Source organism: Jiangella alkaliphila (assembly GCF_900105925.1).
Taxonomy (GTDB): domain Bacteria; phylum Actinomycetota; class Actinomycetes; order Jiangellales; family Jiangellaceae; genus Jiangella; species Jiangella alkaliphila.
On record NZ_LT629791.1, the window covers coordinates 6,552,039 to 6,575,313 of the forward strand.

The following is a 23,275-nucleotide window of genomic DNA, read 5'->3' on the forward strand; positions in this document are numbered from 1 at the left end:
GTCCGTCTCCTCGCCGAGATGTCGTCAGTACCGTCAGAGCGTCATTGCGCCGGCGGGGAGCCCTCACGCAGGTGCTCCCCGCCGGCCGGGTCGAGCGGGCCGCGTCAGCGCGCGGCGGTGCCCTCGGTGTAGTCGTCGTCGCTGGTCTTCACCCACGACATCAGCTTGCGCAGCTCGCGGCCGGTCGCCTCGATCGGGTGCGCCTCGCCCTCAGCCCGCAGGCGCTTGAACTCCGGCGCGCCGGCGTCCTGGTCGGCGATGAAGCCGGCCGCCCACGACCCGTCCTGGATCGCCGTCAGCGCTTCCTGCATGCGCTGCTTCACCGAGGCGTCGATGACCTTCGGGCCGGTGGTGTAGTCGCCGTACTCGGCGGTGTCGGAGACGCTCCAGCGCTGCTTGGCGATGCCGCCCTCGTACATGAGGTCGACGATCAGCTTGAGCTCGTGCAGCACCTCGAAGTAGGCGACCTCGGGCTGGTAGCCGGCCTCGGTCATGACCTCGAAGCCGCTCTGGACCAGCCGCGACACGCCGCCGCAGAGCACCGTCTGCTCACCGAACAGGTCGGTCTCGGTCTCTTCGGCGAACGTCGTGCGGATGCCGCCGGCGCGCAGGCCGCCGATGCCCTTGGCGTACGCGAGCGCGAGCGCCCACGCCGAGCCCGACGCGTCCTGCTCGACGGCGACCAGTACCGGCACGCCGCGGCCGTCGGCGAACTCGCGCCGCACCAGGTGACCCGGGCCCTTCGGCGCGACCATCGCGACGTCGACGTTGGCCGGCGGCTTGACGTAGCCGAACCGGATGTTGAAGCCGTGACCGAAGAAGAGCGCGTCGCCCTCCTGCAGGTTCGGCTCGATGTCGTTGGCGTAGATGTGCCGCTGCACGTGGTCCGGCGCCAGGATCATGATGAGGTCGGCCTCGGCGGCCGCCTCGGCCGGCGTCACGACGCGCAGCCCTTCGGCCTCGGCCTTGGCGCGGCTCTTCGAGCCCTCCTGCAGTCCGACGCGGACGTCCACGCCGGAGTCGCGCAGGCTCAGCGCGTGCGCGTGGCCCTGGCTTCCATAGCCGATGACGGCGACGACCCGCCCCTGGATGACCGAGAGGTCGGCGTCGTCGTCGTAGTACATCTCTGCCACGAGGGCTTCTCCTTCTATCCGGGTGTTCTAGGGGGTGTCTGATGGATCTTCGGCGGCGCGGATCGACGCCCAGACGCCGACCAGCGGCGTTGTGTCATCACCCGATGGTGCGCATCGAGCTACTTCGACGCCTTGCTGGACCGACGACTGGACGCCGCCCGCATCCACCAATATCCATCAGACACCCCCTAGGTTCTATGCGACGCGGTCGACGGGCCGCAGCGCGCGGTCGGTGATCGACCGCGATCCGCGGCCGACCGCCACCACGCCGGACTGCACGAGCTCGCGGATGCCGTACGGTTCCAGCACCCGCAGCAGCGCACTCAGCTTGTCAGACGAGCCGGTCGCCTCGATCGTCACCGCGTCGGTGGCGACGTCGACGACCTTGGCGCGGAACAGCTCGACCGTCTGCAGCACGTGCGGCCGGGTGTCGTTGTCGGTGCGCACCTTCACCAGCACCAGCTCGCGCTGCACCGACTGGCCGGGGTCGAGCTCGACGATCTTGAGGACGTTGATCAGCTTGTTGAGCTGCTTCGTGACCTGCTCGAGCGGCGAGTCCTCGACGTCGACGACGACGGTCATGCGCGAGACCGAGGGGTGCTCCGTCGGCCCGACCGCGAGCGAGTCGATGTTGAAGCCGCGGCGGGAGAACAGCGCGGCGATGCGCGCCAGCACGCCGGGCTTGTTCTCGACCAGCACCGACAGCGTGTGCTTGCTCATCAGACTTCCCTCCGAAATGCGGGGCTTGCCGCCGGCTTAGTCATCGCTTCTATCCCATTCCGGGGCCATCCCCCGGGCGATCTGGATCTCGTCGTTGCTGGTGCCGGCGGCGACCATCGGCCAGACCATCGCGTCGCGGTGCACGCCGAAGTCGACCACGACCGGCCGGTCGTCGACGGCCATGGCCTTCTCGATGGTGCGGTCGACGTCCTCGGCGGTGTCGCAGCGCAGCCCGACGCAGCCGTAGGCCTCGGCCAGCTTGGCGAAGTCGGGGATGCGGCGGCTGTCGAGGTCGGTGCTGGAGTAGCGGCCGTCGTAGAACAGCGTCTGCCACTGCCGGACCATGCCGAGGCTCTCGTTGTTGATGACCGCGACCTTGATCGGGATGCCCTCGATGGCGCAGGTGGCCAGCTCTTGGTTGGTCATCTGGAAGCAGCCGTCGCCGTCGATGGCCCAGACGGTGGCGTCGGGCCGGCCGGCCTTGGCGCCCATGGCGGCCGGGACGGCGTACCCCATGGTCCCTGCGCCGCCGGAGTTCAGCCAGGTGTTGGGGTTCTCGTAGGAGATGAACTGCGAGGCCCACATCTGGTGCTGGCCGACGCCGGCGACGTAGATGGCATCGGGGCCGACCAGCTTGCCCAGCCGCTCGATGACGTACTGCGGCATCAGCTCGCCGCCCTCGGACGGCGTGTAGCCCAGCGGGAAGTTGTCGCGCCACTGGTCCAGCTGACGCCACCAGCCGGTGAGGTCGGCCCGGTGGCCGGCGGCGAACTCGGCCTCGATGGCCGGGATCAGGTCACCGATGACCTCCTTGCAGTCGCCCACGATCGGGACGTCGGCGGTGCGGTTCTTGGAGATCTCGGCCGGGTCGATGTCGGCGTGGATGACCGCGGCGTTCGGCGCGAACGACGACAGCTTGCCGGTGACGCGGTCGTCGAACCGGGCGCCCAGCGCGATCAGCAGGTCGGCCTTCTGCAGCGCCGTCACCGCCGCGACACCGCCGTGCATGCCGGGCATGCCGAGGTGCTGCTGGTGGCTGTCGGGGAACGCGCCGCGCGCCGTCAGCGTCGTGACGACGGGGAACCCGGTCAGCTCGGCCAGCCGGGCCAGTTCCGCCCAGGCTCGGGCGCGCAGCACGCCGCCGCCGACGTAGAGGACCGGGCGCTTGGCCGACGCCATCAGCCGGGCCGCCTCGCGGACCTGCTTGGCGTGCGGGCGGGTCACCGGACGGTAGCCCGGCAGGTCCAGCTCGACCGGCCAGCGGAACGTCGTCATCTTCTGCATGGCGTCCTTGGCGATGTCGACGAGGACCGGCCCGGGCCGTCCCGTCGTCGCGATGTGGAACGCCTCGGCGATCGCCCGCGGGATCTCCGCCGGGTCGGTGATCAGGAAGCTGTGCTTGGTGATCGGCATCGTGATGCCGCGGATGTCGGCCTCCTGGAACGCGTCGGTGCCGATGGCCGACGACACGACCTGCCCCGTCACCGCGACCATCGGGACCGAGTCCATGTGCGCGTCGGCGATGGGCGTGACCAGGTTCGTCGCCCCCGGCCCCGACGTCGCCATGCAGACCCCCGGCTTCCCCGTCGCCAGCGCGTACCCCTCGGCCGCGTGGCCGGCGCCCTGCTCGTGCCGGACGAGGATGTGCCGGATCTGCTCGGAGTCGAGCATCGGGTCGTACGCAGGCAGGATCGTGCCACCGGGAATGCCGAATACGGTGTCGACGCCGACCGCCTCGAGCGAGCGGATGAGGCTGGCGGCGCCCGTCATCGTCGTCCCGGTGTCCCTGGTGGGCTGTCCCTGCGGCATGGCCGGACCTTTCTCTGTCTGTCCCGTGCAACAAAAAACCCCTCGGCCCGGGTGGGCTGACGAGGGGTAGCGCGTCGGCGAGAAACCGCCTACGCGCTAATGAAGTACGAGAATGCCGAAACGCACGAATGCACCGTCCCTCACCCGGCGGGCGCGCGTCAAGGTGGTTGCCGGGATGTCTCACCATACGGAATCGGCGTTCAGATGCTGGTCGGTCACCGCACTCGCGTCCGCCCCCGAGCCCAGGGCCGGGCGCGGACCAGGACCACCCGGCAGCGCGCCGACGTCTCCGGTCCGAGGCACGTCCCGAGCACGGCCGCGGCCCGATCGGCGGCATCCGCGACCTCGTTCAGGTCCGCGCCGGGGTCGAGCGCCGCCCGCAACTCGACGACGATCTCGCGCTGGTCGCGCCAGACCCGCCCGCCGCGCGCCGTCACGCCCGGCGCCTCGGCCAGGCTCGCCGCGGCCGCATCGACCAGCGCGCCGGAGTCGGCCTCGAGCGCCCCGCCGCGGCCGGTGCCCGGGAGCTTCAGCCGGGCGAGGCTGCGGCGGCGGGCGTGCGCCCGCAGCCACAGCAGCGCGAGAATCACCAGGACCAGTCCCAGCAGCCCGACCGCCCACGGCCACCAGCTCTCGTCCGTGCGGTCGAGCAGCACCGAGAGGTCCAGGCGGTCGACGGCGTCAGGGATCCAGTCCCGCTCCCAGGCGGCCGCCGCGGCCCCGAGAGCCAGCAGCACCAGGCCCACGAGCAGGACGGCGACCCGTTCGGTTCCGGCCGCCGCCCGGTTCACCGGACCTCCTTGCGCCGCGCGCCCACGCGGACCTTCGGCGTGCCGGAGAGCCGGGACAGCCGTTCGGTCACGCTCCGCCGCACCTCGGCGGGGGTCTCCGGCTCGCCGTCGGTGACCACGCGGACCGCGACCGCCCGCGAGCGTGCCCGCGCGTTCGCGTCGAGCACCCCGCCGTGCGCGGCGGCGCTGTCGACGGTGAGCTCCTCGACGGCCCCGCGGGTGGCGAAGACGCCGGTGCGCGCGGTGACGGGAAGCGACCGCCGTGGCCGCGGCCACAGCGCCGCCAGGATCAGAGCGAGCCCGGCCAGCCCGACGACGATGCCCGCGGGCACCATCCAGTCCTGCGGCTCCAGCCCGTCCAACCACTCCAGCAGCGGCTCGACCAGCCGCCGCGCGTCGACGACACCACCGTCGACCAGCGCGTCGTAGATGCCGGCGACGCCCAGGGCGAGGAAGAGCAGTGCCACCAGCAGCCCGGCCTTGCGGGCCGCTCCCGGCGCCGCCGGGCGGCCCGCGCCCGGCAGCGGCTCGGTCCCGGGCGGCGGACGGTACGGGGCGACCGCCGCCACGCGCACGTCCACGCGGTCGACGGTGAACCCGGTGAGCTCGCCGACCTCGCGGGCGACGGCGTCCCGGACGGCCGCGGCGAGATCGGGCAGCGCACTGCCCCCCGGCGCACCGACCGCCACGTCGATGCGGACGTGGCGGCCGATCACCCGCGCGTCGGCGTTCGGAAGCCGCTGGCCGCCGAGGCGCTCCCACACGGTGGCCTGTTCCGAGCGGCCGGCCACAGTCGCCGCCGCCCGCTCGGCGATCTTGCGGACCACGCGGTCGTGGATCACCAACCGGCCGCGGGCGTCGACATCGTCGCCCGCATGTTCCCCCGCGCTCATGTCACTCCCGGTCCCGTCCCCGCAGCACGGCGGTCACGTCGATCTCGCCGGACGCCTGACCGGCGACGGCGGCACCCACCAGTCCGAGCAGCACGGCGACGACGAACCCCCAGAAGCCGCCCGCCGCCGCGGCCACGCCGAGCAGCAGACCGGCGAACAGCCCGATGGTCACCGTGTTCACGTTGCACCTCCGTGTTCCGCGGGCTCGCCCGGCACAGCGACGTCGTCGACCACGACCCGGACCCCGCCGGGCACCAGGGCCGACACGGCTCGCCGGACGGCGTCAGCGGTGGACGGCACCGGGTGGCCCCAGCGGATCACGATGTGGACCTCGACCTCGCCGCGGTCGTCGATCCGGACGCCCGGCACCCGCCGACCGGCCAGGTGCGTCGCGACCTCACCGAACAGGCCGCCGTAGAGCCCGGCCACCCCCGGCACCGCCCGCACGGCCGCCGCGACGACCTCGGCCGGATCCGCCTCCGTTCCCGGAGGTTCCATCGCGATCACTCGACCCGGCTCTCGCGCTGCTCGTCGTCGTCCTCGCCCTCGAGGTAGACGTCGTTCACGGTGACGTTCACCTCGGAGACCTCGAGGCCGGTCATGCGCTCCACCGCGGCGATCACGTTGCGCCGGATCCCCGTCGACAGGTCGACGATGGAGACGCCGTACTCGGCCACGATGTCGATGTCGATCGCCGCCTGCCGTTCGCCGACCTCGACCGACACGCCCTGCTGGAGGTTCGTGCGCGAGCCGGGGATCCGCTCGCGGATCGCCCCGACCATCCGAGCGGCGCCGCCGCCGAGGTCGTGCACACCGGCCACTTCGCGCGCGGAGATCCCGGCGATCTTCGACACCACGCTGTCGGCGATGGTGGTCCGGCCCATCTCCGTCACCAGCGGGCCCTGTGCCGGCTCGCGACCGGCGACGTGCGCCGGCTCCCGCCCGGCCTGGCGCCCTTGCTCGCGGCCCTGCTCCCGCGCCGGCGCCGATGTGCCGCCGCTCCCCGTCGTCGACGTGTTCGGCCCGTCCACAGTCATCGTGGGCCCTCCCCCTTGCTCGCACCCCGCTTGCGCGGCTGACACTGCTTAGACACGCACTCCCACCCGGACGTCACGCATGATTGCGGATATTCCGGTCACAGAGTCACTGTGATCGATCGGTCCGGGACGCCGGAGCAGTGGGACGATCTGGTCCTGGCCCGGCGCGCGGGGCTCGGCGACCGGGTGGCCTTCGGTGTCATCGCACGGCGGCACGGCCCGGTCATGTACCGATTCGCCCGCCGGGTGCTGCTCGACGACGGTGACGCCGAGGAGGCGGTGCAGGACGCGCTGCTCGCGGCGTGGCGGCACCTGGGCGATTTCCGAGGCGCCGCGGCGCTGCGCAGCTGGCTGTTGCGGCTGACGCTGAACAAAGCGCACAACGTGCGGCGCAAACGGCGTCCGGTCCCGCTGGCGGCCGGCGAGCACGAGACCCTGGTCGACGTCGTCGGCGATCCCGCCCGTGGCATCATCGAGAACGAGCTGGTCGCCGCCCTCGACGACGCTCTGGCGAGTCTGCCGGAGCCGCAGCGGGTGGCCTGGCTGCTCCGCGAGGTCGACGAACTCACCTACGAGGAGATCGCCGAGATCATGCACACCTCACGCGACGTCGTCCGCGGGCTGCTGCACCGCGCCCGGCGGCGGCTCGCGGAGAGGCTGGCCGCATGGCGCTGACCTCCGGCTCCGGCAACGGCCACGATGGTCGCGACGGTCCCGACCCCGGTTCCGCCGTCGTCGACCGCGCCGCGTCCGCCCTGCGCGCCTACACCGACCACGGCTGGACGGCCGCGTCGCCGCGGATCCTGCAGTCCGTCCTCGCCGCCACCCGCCGGTCCCGGCCGGTGCGCGCCCGCGACGACGCCGGCGACCTCCACGTCAGCGACCAGGTGATCACGACCTACCTCCAGGCGGCGGTCGACGAGGTCGACGGCGTACAGGCGACCCACATCCGGCTGGAGCTCGACGGCGACCTCCTCACGGCGCTGCGGATCACCGTCACCGTCCGCTACCCGGAACCCGTCCACCCGCTCGCCGAGTCCGTCCGGCATGCCTCGCACGAGACCATCCGGTCCGTCCTCGGCTCGGCCCTTCCGCTGAGCCGCATCTCGATCCACATCGGCGACGTCGACCCCCCGTGATCGGGGCAGCCGGTCGCGGCCAGCCAGACCGGTCGCTCGTCGTCCACGACGGCGTCCGTGGTCACCTCACACGGGATCGAAGTCGAACGCCGGGAGGCCGTCGAGGCTGGTCAGGTTCTTCTTGCGGCGGTACTCGACCCGCCCGTCGGTGCCCTTGCGCTCCATGTGGGCCGGCAGCAGGTCGCGCTCGCCCACGTAGTCCATGAACGGGACGCCGTAGCCGCAGGAGTCGGACACCCGGTGCACGTCGACGACGATGACCGCGCGGGCGCCGCGGCGCTCCGGGAACAGCTCGACGAGCTCAGCGAATTCTTCGGAGTAGAGCGTGACGAACCGGCCGGTGCCGTGCAGCCGCACGACGTTCGGCGGGCCGGTGAAGGCGCAGAACATCAGCGTGATGCGGCCGTTCTCGCGCAGGTGCGCGATGGTCTCGGCGCCGCTGGCGGTGTAGTCGAGATAGGCGACGGTGTGCTCGTCGATCACCACGAAGGAGCCGCCGATGCCCTTCGGCGACACGTTGACGTGACCGTCCGGCCCGGCCGGCGCCGTGGCCACGAAGAACACCTGTTGCGCCTCGATGAACTCGCGGAGCCGGCCGCTGATCGATTCATGCACCTTGCCCACGCCCGCACCCTACCCACGCGGCCCGGCGGGCGCAGCGACGCCGATCACAGTGGCGCCGGGCGTGCAGTGTCACTGTTCGAGCACGAACCAGATGCCGACCGCGGGCTCGGCGCCGTCGTTGCGGTACGAGTGCGGCGTCGTGGAGTCGAACGAGACGGAGTCGCCGGCGGCCAGGTGGTGTTCGTCGAACCCGAGCGTCAGCACCAGCTCACCGCTCAGGACGTGCCCGTACTCCGTGCCCGAGTGCCGCATGAGCAGCCCGGCGCTCGACGACGACGAGCCGCCCGGCTGGTACGTGATGCGCAGGAAGTCGGTGTGGACGTCGGGCACCTGGCCGAGCAGCTCCCAGGTGACGCCGGAGTCGAGCGTCAGCACCTCGCGCTCGGCGGCCCGGACCACGGGCCCGATGCGGCGGCGGGCCGCGCCGAGCGCCTGCAACGCGCTGATCGTCTCCGGTGCGGACGCCGGTGCGGACGCCGGCGCCGAGACCGACGCCGCCGGCTCTGCAGGCACCTGCGCGAAGATGTCCTCGACCGAGATGCCCAGCGCCGTCGTGATGGCGTACAGCGTGCTCACCGACGGCTGGCTCTTCTCGGTCTCGATCTGCGAGATCAGGCTCGCCGACACCCCGATCTCGCGGGCCAGCGCGCGGGCGCTGACGCCCTTGCGCAGCCGTTCCTGGCGGATGCGCTCGCCGATCGGGGGCACCACCGACGCGTTCACCATGACTGTGCATTTTAGCGGGTTGACGTCCAGCCTCGGCTCCGCTTCACTCAGATGATAAGTGTGATTGAACACTCCGAAAGTCGGAGAGGGGTGCCGCGCCGATGCCGATCCGCACCTACGGACCCAACGCGGTCGACTGGGAGACCCGCATCGACCTCGACCGGCTGCGCCGCGAACGGCTCGACCGGCTGCGCGCCGCGCTGGAGCGCTCCGAGCTCGGCGCGCTGCTGGCCTTCGACTTCGCCAACATCCGGTACATGACGTCGACGCACATCGGGACGTGGGCGATCGACAAGCTGATCCGGTTCGCGCTGCTGCCCCGCGGCGGCGAGCCCATCGTGTGGGACTTCGGCTCGGCCGCCCGGCACCACCAGCTGTACAACCCGTGGCTCGACGGCGCGAACCGGGCCCGCGCGGGCATCTCGACGCTGCGCGGCGCGTTCCACCCGGGCGCCGGCATCGCGGACGACGTCGCCGGCAAGATCGCCCGGGTGCTGGCCGAGCACGGCCTCCAGGACGCGCCGCTGGGCGTCGACCTCGCCGAGATGCCGGTCCTCGCCGCCCTCGCGAGCCACCAGGTCGACGTCGTCGACGGCCAGCAGGTGTTCCTCGACGCCCGCCGCATCAAGACGGCCGACGAGATCGCGCTGCTGGCGCACGCCGCGTCGATGGTCGACGCCGCCTACGACGAGCTGTACGGGTTCCTGCGCCCGGGCGTACGCGAGAACGAGTGCGTCGGCGTCGTCAGCAAGGTGCTCTACGACCTCGGCAGCGAGTACGTCGAGGGCGTCAACGCGATCTCCGGCGAACGCTGCTCGCCACACCCGCACGTCTACAGCGACCGCATCGTCCGGCCCGGCGACCCCGCGTTCTTCGACATCCTGCACAGCTACAACGGCTACCGGACCTGCTACTACCGCACGTTCGCCGTCGGCAGCGCGTCCGTCGCCCAGCGCGACGCCTACACCCGCTGCCGCGAGTTCATCGACCACGCGATCGCCGAGGTCAAGCCCGGTGCGACGACGGCCGACATCGTGTCGCTGTGGCCGCGGGCGGACGAGTTCGGCTTCCCCGACGAGGAGGCGGCGTTCGCGCTGCAGTACGGCCACGGCGTCGGGCTGTCGATCTGGGAGAAGCCGATCTTCTCCCGGCTGGTGTCTCTGGACCACCCCGAGGTGCTGGAGGAGGGGATGGTCTTCGCGCTCGAGACGTACTGGCCGGCCGCCGACGGCTGGTCCGCCGCCCGCATCGAGGAGGAGGTCGTGGTGACGGCCGACGGCTGCGAGGTCATCACCAAGTTCCCGGCCGAGGAACTGCTGGTCGCCGGCCGCAAGTACTGGACCGTCGGCGGCGAGCTGAGCACGCTGCGCGAGTCGCAGTCGCACCTCAACACCACCAACGGGGCGGCCGGATGACGGAGACGACGACGGCGACCGGTCTGCTGGAGCTGCACGAGACGATGGCGGTGATCCGCGCGACGGAGAAGGCCGCGCACGACCTGTTCATGTCCGGCCTGGTCAAGGGGACGACGCACCTGGCCGCCGGGCACGAGGCGGTCGCCGTCGGGGCCCGTGCGGCGCTGCGCGACGGCGACTACGCGTTCGCCACCTACCGCGGCCACCACCACGCCATCGCCTGGGGCGCCACGCCCGAGGAGTGCCTGGCCGAGCTGATGCAGCGCTCGACCGGGCTGAACAAGGGCAAGGGCGGCTCCATGCACCTGACGAAGGCCGCGACCGGCATGCTCGGCTCGTACGCGATCGTCGGCGCGCACCTGCCGATGGCCGTCGGCGCCGCGTGGTCGGCCCGGCTGCGCGGCTCCGGCCAGGTGGCGGTCGCGTTCTTCGGCGACGGCGCCACCAACATCGGGGCGTTCCACGAGGCGCTGAACCTCGCCGCGGTGTGGCGGCTGCCGGTCCTGTTCGTCTGCGAGAACAACTTCTACATGGAGTACACGCCGATCGCCTCCGTCACGGCGACGGAGCACCCGGCGGCCGGGCGGGCGCCGTCGTACGGCCTGCCCGCCGAGGTCGTCGACGGCAATGACGTGGTGACGGTGCGCGACGCCGTCGCCCGCGCGGCGAAGCGGGCCCGCGCGGGCGACGGGCCCACCGTGCTGGAGGCGCACACCTACCGGCACTACGGCCACAGCCGCACCGACCCGGCGAAGTACCGGCCCGACGGCGAGCTGGAGCGCTGGCTGGAACGCGACCCGCTGACGGTGTCCGCCGCCCGGCTGCGCGCGACCGGCACCGGCGACGACGAGATCGCGGCGGCCGAGGACCGCGCGGCAGCCGTCGTCGACGCGGCGATCGCGGCCGCCGAGGCCGCACCGCCGGCCGACCTGGCCGAGGCGTTCACCGACGTCTGGGCGGACGGGGGCTCCGCATGGCGGACGTAGTCACCTACCGGGAGTCCGTCGCCGAGGGCATCGCCCGCGAGATGCGCCGCGACCCGTCCGTCGTCTGCCTGGGCGAGGACATCGGCGCAGCCGGCGGCGTCTTCAAGACCACCGTCGGCCTGTTCGAGGAGTTCGGCCCGGAGCGGGTCTGGGACACCCCGATCTCCGAGCAGGCCATCGTCGGCGCAGCCATGGGCGCGGCGATGACCGGCATGCGCCCGGTCGCCGAGATCATGTTCAGCGACTTCCTGGCCTGCTGCTGGGACTACCTCGCCAACGAGATCCCGAAGGTCCGCTACATGACCGGCGGGCAGGTGACGGTGCCGCTGGTGGTCCGGACGGCGAACGGCGGCGGGCTGGGCTTCGGCGCGCAGCACTCGCAGGCGGTGGAGAACTGGGCGCTCGCCGTCCCCGGCCTGAAGATCGCCGCGCCGTCGACGCCGGCCGACGTCGTCGGGCTGATGGCCAGCGCGATCCGCAGCGACGACCCGGTCGTGTTCTTCGAGCACAAGGGGCTGCTGGCCGGCAAGGGGGCGCCGGCGCCCGACGGCCACGTCGTGCCGTTCGGCGAGGCGGCCGTGCTGCGCGAGGGCGGCGACGTCACGCTGGTGGCGCTCGCGTCGACGGTGCCGCTGGCGCTCGCCGCCGCGGACCGGCTGGCCGCCGAGGGCGTCGCGGCCGAGGTGCTGGACCTGCGCACGCTGATCCCGCTGGACGTCACGGCCGTGCTGCGCTCCGTCGAGCGCACGTCGCGGCTGGTCGTCGTCGAGGAGAACCCCTACCAGGGCGGCTGGGGCGGCACCGTCGTCTCCGTCGTCGCCGACGAGGGGTTCGAACTGCTGGACGCGCCGGTGAAGCGGGTGGCGGGGGCCAACGTGCCGCTGCCGTTCGCCGACGCGCTGGAGGACCAGGTGATCCCCACCGTGGACAAGGTGGTCGACGCCGCCCGGAGTCTCACGCACTACTGAAACCGTCAGCCATCGCAATGAAGGGATGGTCCATGAGCACCCGACTCCTGCTCCGCAACGGCCACGTGATCAGCATGGACCCGGACATCGGCGACCTCGCCGGCGCCGACGTGCTGATCGAGGACGGCGCGATCCTCGCCGTCCAGCCCCGCATCGACGCCGATGCCGAGGTCATCGACGCCACCGGGCGCATCGTGATCCCCGGTTTCGTCGACAGCCACCGGCACACCTGGGAGACGGCGATCCGCACCTGCGCGCCGAACGCCACCCTGGACGACTACTTCGTCGAGGTCCTCGACACGTTCGCGCCGCTCTACCGGCCCGACGACGTCTACGCGAGCAACCTGGCCGGCGCGCTGGAGTGCCTGAACGCCGGCATCACGACGCTGGTCGACTGGTCGCACATCAACAACACCGCCGAGCACCCCGACGCCGCGATCGCCGGGCTGACGGAGGCGGGGCTGCGGGCCCAGTACGCCTACGGCTCGGCCAACACGTCGCTGGCGACGTACTGGTTCAACAGCGCCGAGGTGATCCCGGGCGACGACGTCCGGCGCATTCGGAGCAGGTACTTCTCCTCCGACGACGGCCTGCTCACCATGGGGCTGGCGACCCGCGGGCCGGGGTTCTGCCAGGACGACGTGGTCCGCGCCGAGTGGGCGCTGGCGCGCGAGGTCGGCATCCCGATCACCGTCCACGTCGCGATGGGCCGCCTCGCCGGCCGGTTCGCCATGGTCGAGCAGCTGGACCGGCTCGGCCTGCTCGCACCCGACACCACCTACGTGCACTGCTGCTACTTCAGCGACCACGAGTGGCGGCGGGTCGCCGACACCGGCGGCACCATCTCGATCGCCGCGCAAGTCGAGCTGCAGATGGGCCACGGCTGGCCGCCGGTCGCGAAGAGCTACCAGTTCGGCCTGCCGCCCAGCCTGTCCGTCGACGTCGTCACGACCGTGCCGGGCGACATGTTCACGCAGATGCGTGGCGCGTTCGGCGGCGAGCGGGCGCGCATCAACGCGACCTCCTGGGAGGCCGACACCGTCGTGCCGGAGACCATGCCGACGGCGCGGCAGATGCTGGAGATGGCGACGATCAACGGCGCGCGGGTGGCCGGGCTGGACGGCCGGACCGGCTCACTGACGCCGGGCAAGCGCGCCGACGTCGTGCTGATCGACGCGACGGCGCTCAACGTCGCCCCGGTGATGGACCCGGTGGCCGCGGTCGTGCTGGCCGCCGACGTCTCCAACGTCGAGACCGTCATCGTCGACGGCGTGGTCCGCAAGCGCGACGGCCGCCTGCTGGCCGACGCCGCGCGGGCCCGTGACCTCGTCGAGGCGGCCCGGGACCGGCTGGTCGCCGCGGCGGCGCAGCGCAGCGAGGCGGCCGCGGTATGACGGAGCGGCACCTGGTCCGGCGAGCGGGACAGGCCGGGTTCAGCGCACCCGCGGGCTGGGCCGCGGGCGCCACCGGCTACCGGCGGTGGACGGTCGTCGGCGAGGACGCCGGCGCCGTCCACACCGGGTTCGGCGTCTGCGAGCTCGACCCCGGCGGATCGGTGCCGGCGCACGTCCACTCGTTCGAGGAGAGCTTCCACGTGCTCTCCGGGTCGGCGGTCCTCACGACGCCGGACGGCTCGTACCAGGTGTCCGAGGGCGACTACGGGGTGCTGCCGGTGGCGGTGCCGCACGCCTGGCGGGGCTCCGGCTCCGGTCCCGCGCGGTGGGCGGAGATGCAGGGGCCGCAGCCGCGCGACGCGTTCGACGGCGACACGTTCCTGGTGCCGGCCTTGGACGAGTCCCAGCCGGCGGTCACCGTCGACGTGCGTGACCCGCGCACGTACCGGTTCGGCACCATCCGGCCCGGGCACATGGACCCGGCGAAGCAGTCGCAGGACCTGCTCGCGGTCTCGGCCAGCATGCGCACCGCGCTGCTCGTCTACGGCGGCATCAACGTCAAGCAGATGGTCGACAGCGACCTCGGCGCCGTCCTGACCACGATGTTCATGGTGCAGTACGATCCCGACGGCGCGACCACCCCGCACGACCACCCGTTCGAGGAGACGTACCTCATCCTCGAGGGCACGGTCGAGGCGTCCTTCGACGGCCGGACGTACCTGCTCGAGGCCGGCGACGTCGCCTGGGCCGGGGTCGGCTGCCCGCACGCGTTCCGCAACGCCGGCGACGGCACGCTGCGCTGGCTGGAGACGCAGGCGCCGGCGCCGCCGCCGCGGTACTCGTACCGGTTCGCGCGCGACTGGAACCATCTGCGCGACGTCCTGGGAGGTTCGGCGTGAGCACCATCGTGATCGTCGGGGGCACGTCCGGCATCGGGCTGGAGCTGGCCCGGCGGCGGGTCGCGACCGGCGACGACGTCGTCATCACCGGCCGCGACGGTTCGCGCTGTGCCGCGGTGGCCGCCGAGGTCGGGGCGCGCTGCCGCGGCGTCGCCGTCGAGCTGTCCGACCCGGACGCCATCGGCGCGGCGCTGTCCGGCGTGGACCGCGTCGATCACCTCGTCGTCGCCGCCATCGACCGCGACCAGAACACCGCCGCCGACTACTCCGTCGAGCGGGCGCTGCGCCTGGTGACGCTGAAGCTGGTCGGGTACACCGAGGTGGTGCACGCGCTGCTGCCGCGCATGGCGCCCGACGGTGCCGTCGTGCTGTTCGGCGGGCTGGCCAAGGACCGGCCGTATCCGGGGTCGACGACGGTGTCGACGATCAACGGCGGCGTGATGGGCCTGGTGCACACGCTGGCGGTCGAGCTGGCGCCGCTGCGGGTCAACGCCGTCCACCCGGGCATCGTCGGCGACAGCCCGTTCTGGCAGGCCAAGCCGGCCGGGGTGCTCGACGGCTACATCGCGCGCACCCCGATCGGGCGCCTCGCGACCATGGCCGACGTCGCCGACTCGGTGGACTTCCTGCTGCGCAACCCGTCGATGAACGGCGTCAACCTCAACGTCGACGGCGGCTGGCTGCTGACGTGACCGACACGGTGGGGGTGATCGGCGCCGGGCGCATGGGCGCGGCGATGACGGCGCGGCTGCGCTCGGCCGGGGTCGAGGTCGTGCTGTGGAACCGGACGGCGGCGCGCGCGGCCGCGGTGGCGGCGGCGACGGGCGCACGGGTCGCGGCGACCGCACGGGGGGCGGCCGCCGCGGGCCCCGTCGTCCTGGTCTCGCTGGCCGACGACGCCGCCTGCCGGGCCGCGTACGACGGGCCGGACGGCATCGTCGCGGGCGCCGGGCCGGGCACGGTCGTCGCCGACACCAGCACCGTCGCGCCGGGGACGTCGATCGAACTGGCCGCGCTGGTGGCGGCCGGCGGCGGCGCTATGCTGGACACCCCGGTCTCCGGCAGCGTGCCGGTGGTCGAGCGGGGCGAGCTGACCGTCATGGCCGGCGGCCGGGTCGCGGTCCTCGACCGCGCCCGGCCGGTGCTGGACCTGCTGGCCCGCCAGATCTTCCACGTCGGCGAGCACGGCGCCGGCGCGACCATGAAGCTGGCCGTCAACGCGCTGGTGCACGCGCTCAACCAGGCGGTGTCCGAGGCGCTGGTGCTGGCCGAGCGGTCCGGCGTCGCCCGGCGAGCGGCCTACGAGGTGTTCGCGAACAGCGTCGCCGGCGGGCCGTTCGTCCAGTACAAGCGCGCGGCGTTCGAACGGCCCGGGCAGACGCCGGTCGCGTTCTCGCTCGACCTCGTCGGCAAGGACCTCGACCTCATCCTCGACCTCGCCGCCCGGTCCGGCGCCTCGATGCCGCAGGCCGCCGCCAACCGCCGGGCCGTCGCCGACGCCGTCGCCGCCGGCCTGGGCGACGAGGACATGAGCGTGCTCGCGCGCTACCTGCGCGGCCTGGCCTGAGCCTCCGTTACTGAGGCCGCAGCGCGCTGGGCACATTCAAGAACGGGCTGTGCGCGGGGTGGGCGCGACGACTTCGACGTCGTGGTCGATGGGTCTGAAGTCGTCGGTGTTCGCCGTCATGACCGCGGCGCCGTGCCGGTGAGCCTGGGCCGCGATGAGGGCGTCCTTGCTGCGGATCTTGGCGCCGGTCGCACGCGCGCCGGCCGCGATCATGCCGTAGGAACGGGTCGACTCGATGTCGAAGCCGACCCAGTCGAACCGCTGGTCGAGTTCATTGAGGCGCCGGGTGCGCTCGGCGGCGTCGCGCGGGTTCTTGGCCGCACGGATCCCGAACTCCAGCTCGGCTCGGGACAGGATGCTCGCGCCGTACTCCTCGGCTGGATCGAAAACGTACAGATGCAGGTCGATGAGAATGTTCGTGTCGAGCAATATCACGCTCACTCCCAGGGGTCGGTGACCTCGTCGGCCATGGCCTGCTCGATGTCGCTGCGCCAGGCGGCAGCGTTCCGCGGGCTCATCGGCGTGACGTCCGCGAGGCTGGCACCACTCACCCAGCGACGGGGCCCGGGACGGTCGGGAACGATCCGCACCCCGGTGGGGCGGCCGTAGGCGGTGATCTCGTACTCGTCGCCGGTGTTCCGCACGCGCTCGATCACCGTGTGCGGGTTCTGCTTCAGTTCGCGAGTGCCGACGGTCTTCATGGACCTATTCTAGCGACTCATGTAGACGTGCGTCTACATGCCAGCAGCCCGCGCGCTGGGCGTCGTGCGTCCGTTGATCGCCGGCGCCTCCTGGACGAGCGAGTCGTCCGTGAGCGCCTCGATCATGAACAGCGCGAAGTCGGTGCGCCGGGTCAGGTTGCTCTCCAGGATCGGGTCGCCGACGTGCCGGCTCCAGACCGGCAGGCCCTGACTCTCGCCCTCCTCCAGGTCGCTACCCCGGACGACGGTCCAGCGGCGGTCGCTGGCGAAGATCCGCCGGCAGGCCTCCTCCTGGTCGCTGATCTCGACGGCGCGGACGAGGCGGCCCAGCCGGTCGGCGATGCGCAGCGCCGTCCGGAACCGCCAGGAGTACCGGTCCCGCCCGTCGCGGGTGATGTGCCAGCCGCAGGAGAAGACCAGCCGCGCGTCCGGCTCGGCGAAGTCGAGCACCGCCTGCGCCGTTCCGGACGAGTACTGCTGGACGCCCCACGGCACCAGCACGCTCAGCACGCCGTCGCACCCGGCGACCGCCTGACGGATCACGTCGCGGTCGTTCGTCGGCCCCGGCACGATGGTGATGCGGTCCGCGACCTCGGCCAGCTTCGGCACGCTCTTCTCGCGGCAGACGCCGACCACCTCGTAGCCGCGGTCCAGCGCTTGCCGCACCAGGTACTGCCCCAGCTTCCCCGACGCCCCGACGATGCACACCTTCATGTCCGCTCCAGCCGCTCGTACTTACACTGTAAGTAACGGTAGGCTTACACTGTAAGTACGTCAAGCCGGCAAGGAGACCCACCGATGCCCGACCGCGGCACCACCAGGACGGCACGGCCGCCACTCAACCGCGAGCGCGTCGTCGCGGCGGCCATGGCGCTGGCCGACGAGAAGGGCCAGGCGGGCGCCAGCATGCGGGCCATCGCCGGGCAGCTGGGCGTCGAGGCGATGTCGCTCTACAACCACGTCGCGGGCCGCGACGACATCCTCGACGGCATGGTCGACGCGGTGTTCGCCGAGATCGACCTCCCGGCGCCGGGCGCGGACTGGCGGCCGGCCATGCGCGAACGCGCCGGGTCAGCGCGGGCGGCGCTGCTGCGGCACCCGTGGGCCATCGGCCTGATGGACTCGCGCGGCCGGCCCGGCCCGGCGACGCTGCGCCACCACGACGCCGTCCTGGGCGCGCTGCGCGGCGGCGGGTTCTCCGTCCCACTGGCCGCGCACGCCGTCTCGCTGATCGACAGCTACCTGTACGGGTTCGTGCTGCAGGAGCTGAGCCTGCCGTTCGCCGGCGGCGGGGACGACGTCGACGCGGTGGCGGGCAGCATCCTCGCCGATCTGCCCGGCGGCGCGTACCCGCACCTCACCGAGGTGATCACCGAGCACGCGCTGCGGCCCGGCTACGACTACGCCGCCGAGTTCGACTTCGGCCTCGCCCTGATCCTCGACGCGTTGCGACCCGACGAGGACCAGGGCTAGTCGCAGACGGCGCCGTTGGCGGCCGAGCCGACCAGCTTGGCGTACTTCGCCAGCACGCCGCGCTGGTGCTTCGGCGCCGGCGGCGTCCAGGCAGCGCGGCGGCGGGCCAGCTCGTCGTCGTCGACCAGCAGGTCGAGCGTGCGGGCCGCGAGGTCGAGCCGGACGCGGTCGCCGTTCTCGATGAACGCGATGGGACCGCCGTCGACCGCCTCGGGGGCGACGTGGCCGATGCACGGCCCCGTCGTGCCGCCGGAGAATCGGCCGTCGGTGACCAGCAGGACGTCCTTGCCCATGCCGGCGCCCTTGATGGCGCCGGTGACGGCGAGCATCTCGCGCATGCCCGGGCCGCCCTTGGGGCCCTCGTAGCGGATGACGATGACGTCGTTCTTCTCCAGCGTGTCGTTCTCGACGGCGTCCATGGCGCCGCGCTCGCCGTCGAACACCTTGGCGGTGCCCTCGAAGACGGCGGTGTCGAAGCCGGCCGACTTGACGACGGCGCCCTCGGGGGCCAGCGACCCGCGCAGGATCGTCAGGCCGCCGGTCTGGTGGATCGGGTTGCTCATCGCGTGGATGATCTTGCCGTCGACGTCCGGCGGCGCGATCTTCTCCAGGTTCTCGGCCAGCGTCTTGCCCGTGACGGTGAGCGCGTCACCGTGCATGAGACCGGCGTCGAGCAGCGCCTTCATGATGACCGGCACGCCGCCGACGCGGTCGACGTCGGTCATGACGTACTGCCCGAACGGCTTGACGTCGGCCAGGTGCGGCACGCGGTCGCCGATGCGGTTGAAGTCGTCGAGCTCGAGCTTCACGTCGGCCTCGTGCGCGATGGCCATGAGGTGCAGGACGGCGTTGGTGGAGCCGCCGACCGCCATGACGACGGCGATGGCGTTCTCGAACGCCTCCTTCGTCAGGATGTCGCGGGTGGTGATGCCCAGCCGCAGCAGGTTGACGACGGCCTCGCCGGACTTGCGGGCGTAGCCGTCGCGACGGCGGTCGACGGCGGGCGGCGCGGCGCTGCCGGGCAGCGACATACCGAGCGCCTCCGCGGCGCTGGCCATGGTGTTCGCGGTGTACATGCCACCGCAGGCGCCCTCGCCCGGACAGATGGCCCGCTCGATGATGTCGACCTCTTCGCGGGTGATCAGCCCACGGGCGCACGCGCCGACCGCCTCGAACGCGTCGATGATGGTGACGTCGCGGTCGCCGACCCGGCCGGGCAGGATCGACCCGGCGTACAGGAACGTCGCGGCGACGTCGAGCCGCGCGGCCGCCATCAGCATGGCCGGCGCGGACTTGTCGCAGCCGGCCAGCAGCACGGCCCCGTCCAGCCGCTCGGCACCGAACACCGTCTCGACGGAGTCGGCGATGACCTCGCGCGACACCAGCGAGTAGTGCATGCCCTCGTGGCCCATGGAAATGCCGTCGGACACCGAGATGGTGCCGAACTCCATCGGGAACCCGCCGCCGGCGTGTACGCCTTCCTTCGACGCCTTGGCGAGGCGGTCGAGCGACAGGTTGCAGGGGGTGATCTCGTTCCAGGACGAGGCGACCCCGATCTGCGGCTTCTCCCAGTCGTCGTCGGTCATGCCGACGGCGCGCAGCATCCCGCGGGCGGCGGCGCGTTCGAGACCGTCGGTGACCGCCCGGGAGTGTGGCTTCAGGTCGGGCTTCGAGGGTGTCACGGTCATGCCGACACGCTAGTCCCGTCGTCCGGCAGGAAAGACGCGAGGTCCGAAATCCGGACGTTCGGTTGTCACTGCGTCCCCTTTGCAATGAGCACCTATACGCACCACCCCGGCCCGGTGCGTATAGGTGCTCATTGCAAACCGAGCCCGGCGGATACTGGGGGCATGGACCGAGGACTGGGCGCGCGCCGGTCGGAGCTGCGCTGGCCGGGGCTGCGGACGGTGTACTGCTGGCACCCGCCCACCGGCGGCGTCTCCGTCAGCGGCGCCCAGCAGATCGGCGTCTCGTTCGCCGAGCACCACGGCGTCGTCACCGAGTCCGGCGGGCGGCGCGAGCGGTTCGACATCCGGCCCGGCGACGTGTTCGCGAACGGGTGGTCGCGGGTGTACTGGAGCGAGGTCACGCGGCCTGACGAGCTGGTCGAGATCTACCCGGGCGACGAGCTGCTGCGGGCCGCGGCGGGGGCGTCGCGGACGCCTGAGATCGAGCCGCTTCGCGGGGTGCGCGACCCCGTCGTGCTCGGGACGGCGTCGATCCTCAAGCGCGCCCACCTCGGCGTGGCACACGTCGACAGTCTTCTGGCCGGCACGCTCGCGCACCGGCTGGCCGAGCACGTCGTCGGCCACTACGCCGGCATCGCGCCGCCGGGGCGGGGCCGGGGCCGCGCGGGCGCCGGGCGGCTGGACCGCGTCCTGCTCGACCGCGTCGCCGGCGTCGTTGAGGACCGCCTGGGCGACCCGCTCACCGTCGACGACCTCGCCGCCGCCGCGACGCTCAGCCCGTTCCACTTCGCCCGCGCCTTCAAGGCGTCGACCGGCCTCGCGCCGCACGAGTACGTCACGTCGCGGCGCATGGAGCGGGCCAAGTCGCTGTTGCTCAGCACCCGGTTGAGCGTGCCGGAGATCGCCTATTCGGTCGGCTTCTCCAACGTCAGCCACTTCCGCCGGGTGTTCCGCCGGCACACCGGCTTCCTGCCGTCCGACCTGCGCCCGGCGAGGACCGCAGGATCGGACCCTCCAGGCGCCGACGGGCGTTTGACAGGCTTGGCGTCATGACCGATTCTCGCGCCGCCGACGCGGTGACCGCCCTGCTGCACGCCGTCGACACGCTGGACTGGAACGGCGTGCTGGCCGTGCTCGCCGGCGAGGTCCGGCTCGACTACACCTCGCTCTGGGGTGGCTCGGTGGAGTCCGTGGCGGCGTCGGAGGTGGTGACGCGGTGGCGCGGGCTGCTGCCGGGGTTCGACACGACGCAGCACCTGACCGGCCCGGTCCTCGTGTCGCCCGACGGCGCCGGCTTCCGCTGCGCCACGACGGTCCGCGCCTACCACCACCTCGTCGACGGCTCCAACCGGGCGACGTGGATGATCGCCGGCCGCTACGACATCGGGGTCGACGCCGGCGGGCGGATCACTGCGATCACGCTGCACGCGTCCTACGAGGACGGCGACCGCGCGCTGACCGAGGCGGCGTCCGCCCGGTGCGCGGCCGGCGCCGGTGGACGGGTGGCGGCTTGACCGACGGCGGGCGCGCGCCGGTCGCCGTCGTCACCGGCGGCAACCGCGGCATCGGCCTCGAGGTGTGCCGCCAGCTGGCCGCCCGCGGGCAGGCCGTCGTGCTGACGGCGCGCGATGAGGCCGCGGCCCGGAAGGCGGCGTCGGGGCTGGCCGGTCTGCCGGGGACCGTCGTGCCGTTCCGTCTGGACGTCACGTCCGCCGACGACGCCGAGGCGCTGGCCGGATTTCTCGGCGACGAGTTCGGGCGGCTGGACGTGCTGGTCAACAACGCCGCGATCGCCTACGACACCTGGCAGCGCGCCGCGTCCGCCGACCTCGACGTCGTTCGCGAGGCCGCCGAGACCAACGTCTACGGGCCCTGGCGGCTGGCGATGACGCTGCTGCCGCTGCTGCGGGCGAGCGCCCATCCACGCGTCGTCAACGTGTCCAGTGAGGGCGGGTCGCTGGCGAGCATGGGCGGCGGCACGCCCGCGTACAGCCTGACGAAGGCCGCGCTCAACGCGGTGACCCGCATGCTCGCCGCCGAGCTGCGGCGCGACCGGATCCTGGTCAACTCGATCTGCCCCGGCTGGGTCGCCACCGACATGGGCGGCCCCGGCGGCCGTCCCGTCACCGAGGGCGCCGCCGGCATCGTCTGGGCCGCCACCCTCCCCGACGACGGCCCGACCGGCGGCTTCTTCCGCGACGGCCGCCCCGTCCCCTGGTGACTTCACCGGGCGTTCACGTCGGCGCCGGGCGGCGTGGGTACGGTGCGCGGCATGACCGCTTCGCCTCGTCCATCCCGCCGCACGTTCGTCGCCGGCACGATCGCCGGCCTGGGCCTCGCCGCCGTCCCGGGGGCGCCGACGGCGTCCGCCGCGACCCCGCGGGTGGCCCGGCCGCCGCGGATCCTCGTCGCCACGAACGAGCCGTGGGGGACGTATCACGTGCGGCCGCTGCTGCCGGAGATCGCGCGCCGCGGCTGGGACGTCCGGCAGCTGGTCCCGGACCTGTCGCAGATCGCGCCCGGCGAGACCGTCCCCGTCGTGACCCCGGCCGACGCCGCGCCGGCCGACCTGCTGGTCGTGACGGGTGCGACGGACTGGCCGGCCGACTGCGCCGCCGTTTCTGGCCGGACGACGCCGCTGGCGGCGACCTCGCTGGCCTACCTCAACGCGACCGAGGCGCCGCGGGCGCACGAGTTCGAGCGGCGGCTGCGGCTGGTCACGTCGTCCTCGGCCGCGGAGGGCCGGTCGTTCGCCGGGCACCTGGGCACGCGCCGCCGGGTCCGCGTCGTCGGGTCGCCGCAGACCGACACGCTGCCCACCCCCGCGCCGGAGCCTGACACCGTCCTCGTCCTCACCAGCGTCACCTACCCCGACCAGACCGGCGGCGCAGCGCCCGGCACCCAGCTGCTGCTCGACGCGGCGGCGGCGCTCGAGGCGGCCGGCAAGCACATCCTGGTCGGGCTGCATCCGCGGGAGAACCCGGCGCTGTGGAGCCGGTACGAGGTCAGCCCGGTCCCGTCGCTGCAGGCGTCGGCGCGGGCGGAGGTCGCGATCGGCATCCCGGGGACGGTGTTCCCGCTCATCGCCGCCGCCGGCGTCCCGGTCGTCGGCTGCCTCGACCCGCGCCTCGTCGTGCCCGACTACCTGCTGGCCGTCTGCTCGTCGCTGATCGACACCGCCGCCGAGGCCCTGCCCGCCGTCGAGTCGGCCACTCTGCCCGCCGACCTCGAGGACATCGTCGGCCCGGTCGGCGGGTCGTCGGCGCGACTGCTCGACGCCTGGGGCCGGGCCGCCCGCCCCGCCTGACCGCC

General features: G+C 72.8%; 28 protein-coding genes. 14 read left to right on the top strand and 14 right to left on the bottom strand.

Annotated elements, in window-relative coordinates:
* Window positions 1-104 precede the first annotated feature (104 nt).
* From ilvC to BLV05_RS30245, 8 genes are all read right to left on the bottom strand, one after another.
* Window positions 105-1,133, bottom strand: a complete 1,029-nt coding sequence (ilvC, locus tag BLV05_RS30210) for a ketol-acid reductoisomerase (RefSeq protein WP_046771687.1) — start codon at window positions 1,131-1,133, stop codon at window positions 105-107.
* Window positions 1,134-1,328: 195 nt separating this feature from the next.
* Window positions 1,329-1,853 (bottom strand): acetolactate synthase small subunit, encoded by a 525-nt coding sequence (gene ilvN / locus BLV05_RS30215; protein WP_046771686.1) that lies wholly within the window; start codon window positions 1,851-1,853, stop codon window positions 1,329-1,331.
* A 36-nt stretch (window positions 1,854-1,889) separates the two neighbouring features.
* Complete coding sequence (locus BLV05_RS30220; RefSeq protein ID WP_046771685.1) at window positions 1,890-3,662, bottom strand: acetolactate synthase large subunit; 1,773 nt, start codon at window positions 3,660-3,662, stop codon at window positions 1,890-1,892.
* 215 nt (window positions 3,663-3,877) lie between these two features.
* Complete coding sequence (locus BLV05_RS30225; protein WP_046771684.1) at window positions 3,878-4,453, bottom strand: hypothetical protein; 576 nt, start codon at window positions 4,451-4,453, stop codon at window positions 3,878-3,880.
* Window positions 4,450-5,346, bottom strand: coding sequence for a DUF6286 domain-containing protein (locus BLV05_RS30230; protein WP_052762966.1), 897 nt, complete (start codon window positions 5,344-5,346; stop codon window positions 4,450-4,452). The genes BLV05_RS30225 and BLV05_RS30230 overlap by 4 nt, the downstream gene beginning before the upstream one ends.
* A 1-nt stretch (window position 5,347) precedes the next feature.
* Complete coding sequence (locus tag BLV05_RS30235; protein WP_046771683.1) at window positions 5,348-5,527, bottom strand: hypothetical protein; 180 nt, start codon at window positions 5,525-5,527, stop codon at window positions 5,348-5,350.
* On the bottom strand, window positions 5,524-5,844 hold the full coding sequence (locus tag BLV05_RS30240) for an Asp23/Gls24 family envelope stress response protein (protein ID WP_046771734.1): 321 nt from the start codon (window positions 5,842-5,844) through the stop codon (window positions 5,524-5,526). The genes BLV05_RS30235 and BLV05_RS30240 overlap by 4 nt, the downstream gene beginning before the upstream one ends.
* 5 nt (window positions 5,845-5,849) lie before the next feature.
* A complete protein-coding gene (locus tag BLV05_RS30245; protein ID WP_046771682.1) occupies window positions 5,850-6,383 on the bottom strand; it encodes an Asp23/Gls24 family envelope stress response protein in 534 nt (177 codons plus the stop codon).
* Between the two features lie 111 nt (window positions 6,384-6,494).
* Between BLV05_RS30245 and BLV05_RS30250 the strand changes: the two genes are divergently transcribed.
* Complete coding sequence (locus BLV05_RS30250; RefSeq protein ID WP_046771681.1) at window positions 6,495-7,058, top strand: RNA polymerase sigma factor; 564 nt, start codon at window positions 6,495-6,497, stop codon at window positions 7,056-7,058.
* Complete coding sequence (locus BLV05_RS30255) at window positions 7,049-7,522, top strand: Asp23/Gls24 family envelope stress response protein (protein WP_046771680.1); 474 nt, start codon at window positions 7,049-7,051, stop codon at window positions 7,520-7,522. Before BLV05_RS30250 ends, BLV05_RS30255 begins: the two co-directional genes overlap by 10 nt.
* Before the next feature lie 66 nt (window positions 7,523-7,588).
* On the opposite strand, the gene BLV05_RS30260 is transcribed toward BLV05_RS30255, so the two are convergent.
* Both BLV05_RS30260 and BLV05_RS30265 read right to left on the bottom strand, forming a co-directional pair.
* Window positions 7,589-8,146, bottom strand: a complete 558-nt coding sequence (locus BLV05_RS30260) for a pyridoxamine 5'-phosphate oxidase family protein (RefSeq protein WP_046771679.1) — start codon at window positions 8,144-8,146, stop codon at window positions 7,589-7,591.
* 69 nt (window positions 8,147-8,215) lie between these two features.
* Entirely contained in the window at window positions 8,216-8,872 is a 657-nt protein-coding gene (locus BLV05_RS30265; RefSeq protein ID WP_152690996.1) for a cupin domain-containing protein, read from the bottom strand.
* 101 nt (window positions 8,873-8,973) lie between these two features.
* On the opposite strand from BLV05_RS30265, the gene BLV05_RS30270 reads away from it, so the two are divergent.
* From BLV05_RS30270 to BLV05_RS30300, 7 genes are read left to right on the top strand one after another with little or no spacing between them, the layout of a single operon-like run.
* Window positions 8,974-10,287, top strand: a complete 1,314-nt coding sequence (locus BLV05_RS30270) for a M24 family metallopeptidase (RefSeq protein ID WP_046771678.1) — start codon at window positions 8,974-8,976, stop codon at window positions 10,285-10,287.
* Entirely contained in the window at window positions 10,284-11,273 is a 990-nt protein-coding gene (locus BLV05_RS30275) for a thiamine pyrophosphate-dependent dehydrogenase E1 component subunit alpha (RefSeq protein ID WP_046771677.1), read from the top strand. Before BLV05_RS30270 ends, BLV05_RS30275 begins: the two co-directional genes overlap by 4 nt.
* Complete coding sequence (locus BLV05_RS30280) at window positions 11,261-12,241, top strand: alpha-ketoacid dehydrogenase subunit beta (RefSeq protein ID WP_046771676.1); 981 nt, start codon at window positions 11,261-11,263, stop codon at window positions 12,239-12,241. Before BLV05_RS30275 ends, BLV05_RS30280 begins: the two co-directional genes overlap by 13 nt.
* 32 nt (window positions 12,242-12,273) lie before the next feature.
* Entirely contained in the window at window positions 12,274-13,635 is a 1,362-nt protein-coding gene (locus BLV05_RS30285; RefSeq protein WP_046771675.1) for an amidohydrolase family protein, read from the top strand.
* Window positions 13,632-14,534: a cupin domain-containing protein gene (locus BLV05_RS30290; protein WP_046771674.1), complete on the top strand. Its 903-nt coding sequence runs from the start codon at window positions 13,632-13,634 to the stop codon at window positions 14,532-14,534. The genes BLV05_RS30285 and BLV05_RS30290 overlap by 4 nt, the downstream gene beginning before the upstream one ends.
* Window positions 14,531-15,226 (top strand): SDR family NAD(P)-dependent oxidoreductase, encoded by a 696-nt coding sequence (locus BLV05_RS30295; RefSeq protein WP_046771673.1) that lies wholly within the window; start codon window positions 14,531-14,533, stop codon window positions 15,224-15,226. The genes BLV05_RS30290 and BLV05_RS30295 overlap by 4 nt, the downstream gene beginning before the upstream one ends.
* Window positions 15,223-16,101 (top strand): NAD(P)-dependent oxidoreductase, encoded by an 879-nt coding sequence (locus BLV05_RS30300; protein WP_197683413.1) that lies wholly within the window; start codon window positions 15,223-15,225, stop codon window positions 16,099-16,101. Before BLV05_RS30295 ends, BLV05_RS30300 begins: the two co-directional genes overlap by 4 nt.
* Before the next feature lie 36 nt (window positions 16,102-16,137).
* Here the strand turns inward: BLV05_RS30300 and BLV05_RS30305 are convergent, their stop codons facing one another.
* Genes BLV05_RS30305 through BLV05_RS30315 form a run of 3 tightly spaced genes read right to left on the bottom strand, consistent with a single transcriptional unit; the run spans window position 16,138 to window position 17,516 of the window.
* Window positions 16,138-16,536, bottom strand: coding sequence for a PIN domain-containing protein (locus BLV05_RS30305; protein WP_046771672.1), 399 nt, complete (start codon window positions 16,534-16,536; stop codon window positions 16,138-16,140).
* Between the two features lie 2 nt (window positions 16,537-16,538).
* The gene (locus tag BLV05_RS30310; protein ID WP_046771671.1) at window positions 16,539-16,802 is read right to left on the bottom strand and encodes a type II toxin-antitoxin system Phd/YefM family antitoxin; all 264 of its coding nucleotides are present in this window, start codon (window positions 16,800-16,802) and stop codon (window positions 16,539-16,541) included.
* Between the two features lie 33 nt (window positions 16,803-16,835).
* Window positions 16,836-17,516, bottom strand: a complete 681-nt coding sequence (locus BLV05_RS30315; RefSeq protein ID WP_046771670.1) for an NAD(P)-dependent oxidoreductase — start codon at window positions 17,514-17,516, stop codon at window positions 16,836-16,838.
* 84 nt (window positions 17,517-17,600) lie between these two features.
* Here BLV05_RS30315 and BLV05_RS30320 point away from each other — a divergent pair, with 84 nt between their 5' ends.
* Window positions 17,601-18,275, top strand: coding sequence for a TetR/AcrR family transcriptional regulator (locus BLV05_RS30320; RefSeq protein WP_172860728.1), 675 nt, complete (start codon window positions 17,601-17,603; stop codon window positions 18,273-18,275).
* Here BLV05_RS30320 and ilvD read toward each other — a convergent pair.
* Window positions 18,272-19,963 (bottom strand): dihydroxy-acid dehydratase, encoded by a 1,692-nt coding sequence (gene ilvD, locus BLV05_RS30325; RefSeq protein WP_046771669.1) that lies wholly within the window; start codon window positions 19,961-19,963, stop codon window positions 18,272-18,274. The genes BLV05_RS30320 and ilvD overlap by 4 nt on opposite strands.
* Window positions 19,964-20,125: 162 nt before the next feature.
* Here ilvD and BLV05_RS30330 point away from each other — a divergent pair, with 162 nt between their 5' ends.
* Genes BLV05_RS30330 through BLV05_RS30345 form a run of 4 tightly spaced genes read left to right on the top strand, consistent with a single transcriptional unit; the run spans window position 20,126 to window position 23,270 of the window.
* A complete protein-coding gene (locus BLV05_RS30330; protein ID WP_052762965.1) occupies window positions 20,126-21,016 on the top strand; it encodes a helix-turn-helix transcriptional regulator in 891 nt (296 codons plus the stop codon).
* Window positions 21,013-21,477: a nuclear transport factor 2 family protein gene (locus tag BLV05_RS30335; protein ID WP_082155663.1), complete on the top strand. Its 465-nt coding sequence runs from the start codon at window positions 21,013-21,015 to the stop codon at window positions 21,475-21,477. The genes BLV05_RS30330 and BLV05_RS30335 overlap by 4 nt, the downstream gene beginning before the upstream one ends.
* Window positions 21,474-22,184, top strand: a complete 711-nt coding sequence (locus tag BLV05_RS30340; protein ID WP_046771727.1) for an SDR family oxidoreductase — start codon at window positions 21,474-21,476, stop codon at window positions 22,182-22,184. The genes BLV05_RS30335 and BLV05_RS30340 overlap by 4 nt, the downstream gene beginning before the upstream one ends.
* A gap of 51 nt (window positions 22,185-22,235) precedes the next feature.
* The gene (locus tag BLV05_RS30345) at window positions 22,236-23,270 is read left to right on the top strand and encodes a hypothetical protein (RefSeq protein ID WP_046771668.1); all 1,035 of its coding nucleotides are present in this window, start codon (window positions 22,236-22,238) and stop codon (window positions 23,268-23,270) included.
* The last annotated feature ends 5 nt before the right edge of the window (window positions 23,271-23,275 follow it).

Bases quoted from the DNA above. Each gene is read 5' to 3' on its own strand.
- BLV05_RS30330 (WP_052762965.1), top strand. From the start codon at position 20,126: ATGGACCGAGGACTGGGCGCGCGCCGGTCGGAGCTGCGCTGGCCGGGG.
- BLV05_RS30290 (WP_046771674.1), top strand. From the start codon at position 13,632: ATGACGGAGCGGCACCTGGTCCGGCGAGCGGGACAGGCCGGGTTCAGC.
- BLV05_RS30275 (WP_046771677.1), top strand. From the start codon at position 10,284: ATGACGGAGACGACGACGGCGACCGGTCTGCTGGAGCTGCACGAGACG.
- ilvN (WP_046771686.1), bottom strand. From the start codon at position 1,853: ATGAGCAAGCACACGCTGTCGGTGCTGGTCGAGAACAAGCCCGGCGTG.
- BLV05_RS30320 (WP_172860728.1), top strand. From the start codon at position 17,601: ATGCCCGACCGCGGCACCACCAGGACGGCACGGCCGCCACTCAACCGC.
- BLV05_RS30345 (WP_046771668.1), top strand. From the start codon at position 22,236: ATGACCGCTTCGCCTCGTCCATCCCGCCGCACGTTCGTCGCCGGCACG.
- BLV05_RS30265 (WP_152690996.1), bottom strand. From the start codon at position 8,872: ATGGTGAACGCGTCGGTGGTGCCCCCGATCGGCGAGCGCATCCGCCAG.
- BLV05_RS30335 (WP_082155663.1), top strand. From the start codon at position 21,013: ATGACCGATTCTCGCGCCGCCGACGCGGTGACCGCCCTGCTGCACGCC.
- BLV05_RS30315 (WP_046771670.1), bottom strand. From the start codon at position 17,516: ATGAAGGTGTGCATCGTCGGGGCGTCGGGGAAGCTGGGGCAGTACCTG.
- BLV05_RS30245 (WP_046771682.1), bottom strand. From the start codon at position 6,383: ATGACTGTGGACGGGCCGAACACGTCGACGACGGGGAGCGGCGGCACA.
- BLV05_RS30285 (WP_046771675.1), top strand. From the start codon at position 12,274: ATGAGCACCCGACTCCTGCTCCGCAACGGCCACGTGATCAGCATGGAC.
- BLV05_RS30310 (WP_046771671.1), bottom strand. From the start codon at position 16,802: ATGAAGACCGTCGGCACTCGCGAACTGAAGCAGAACCCGCACACGGTG.
- BLV05_RS30220 (WP_046771685.1), bottom strand. From the start codon at position 3,662: ATGCCGCAGGGACAGCCCACCAGGGACACCGGGACGACGATGACGGGC.
- BLV05_RS30240 (WP_046771734.1), bottom strand. From the start codon at position 5,844: ATGGAACCTCCGGGAACGGAGGCGGATCCGGCCGAGGTCGTCGCGGCG.
- BLV05_RS30270 (WP_046771678.1), top strand. From the start codon at position 8,974: ATGCCGATCCGCACCTACGGACCCAACGCGGTCGACTGGGAGACCCGC.
- BLV05_RS30280 (WP_046771676.1), top strand. From the start codon at position 11,261: ATGGCGGACGTAGTCACCTACCGGGAGTCCGTCGCCGAGGGCATCGCC.
- BLV05_RS30255 (WP_046771680.1), top strand. From the start codon at position 7,049: ATGGCGCTGACCTCCGGCTCCGGCAACGGCCACGATGGTCGCGACGGT.
- BLV05_RS30230 (WP_052762966.1), bottom strand. From the start codon at position 5,346: ATGAGCGCGGGGGAACATGCGGGCGACGATGTCGACGCCCGCGGCCGG.
- ilvD (WP_046771669.1), bottom strand. From the start codon at position 19,963: ATGACCGTGACACCCTCGAAGCCCGACCTGAAGCCACACTCCCGGGCG.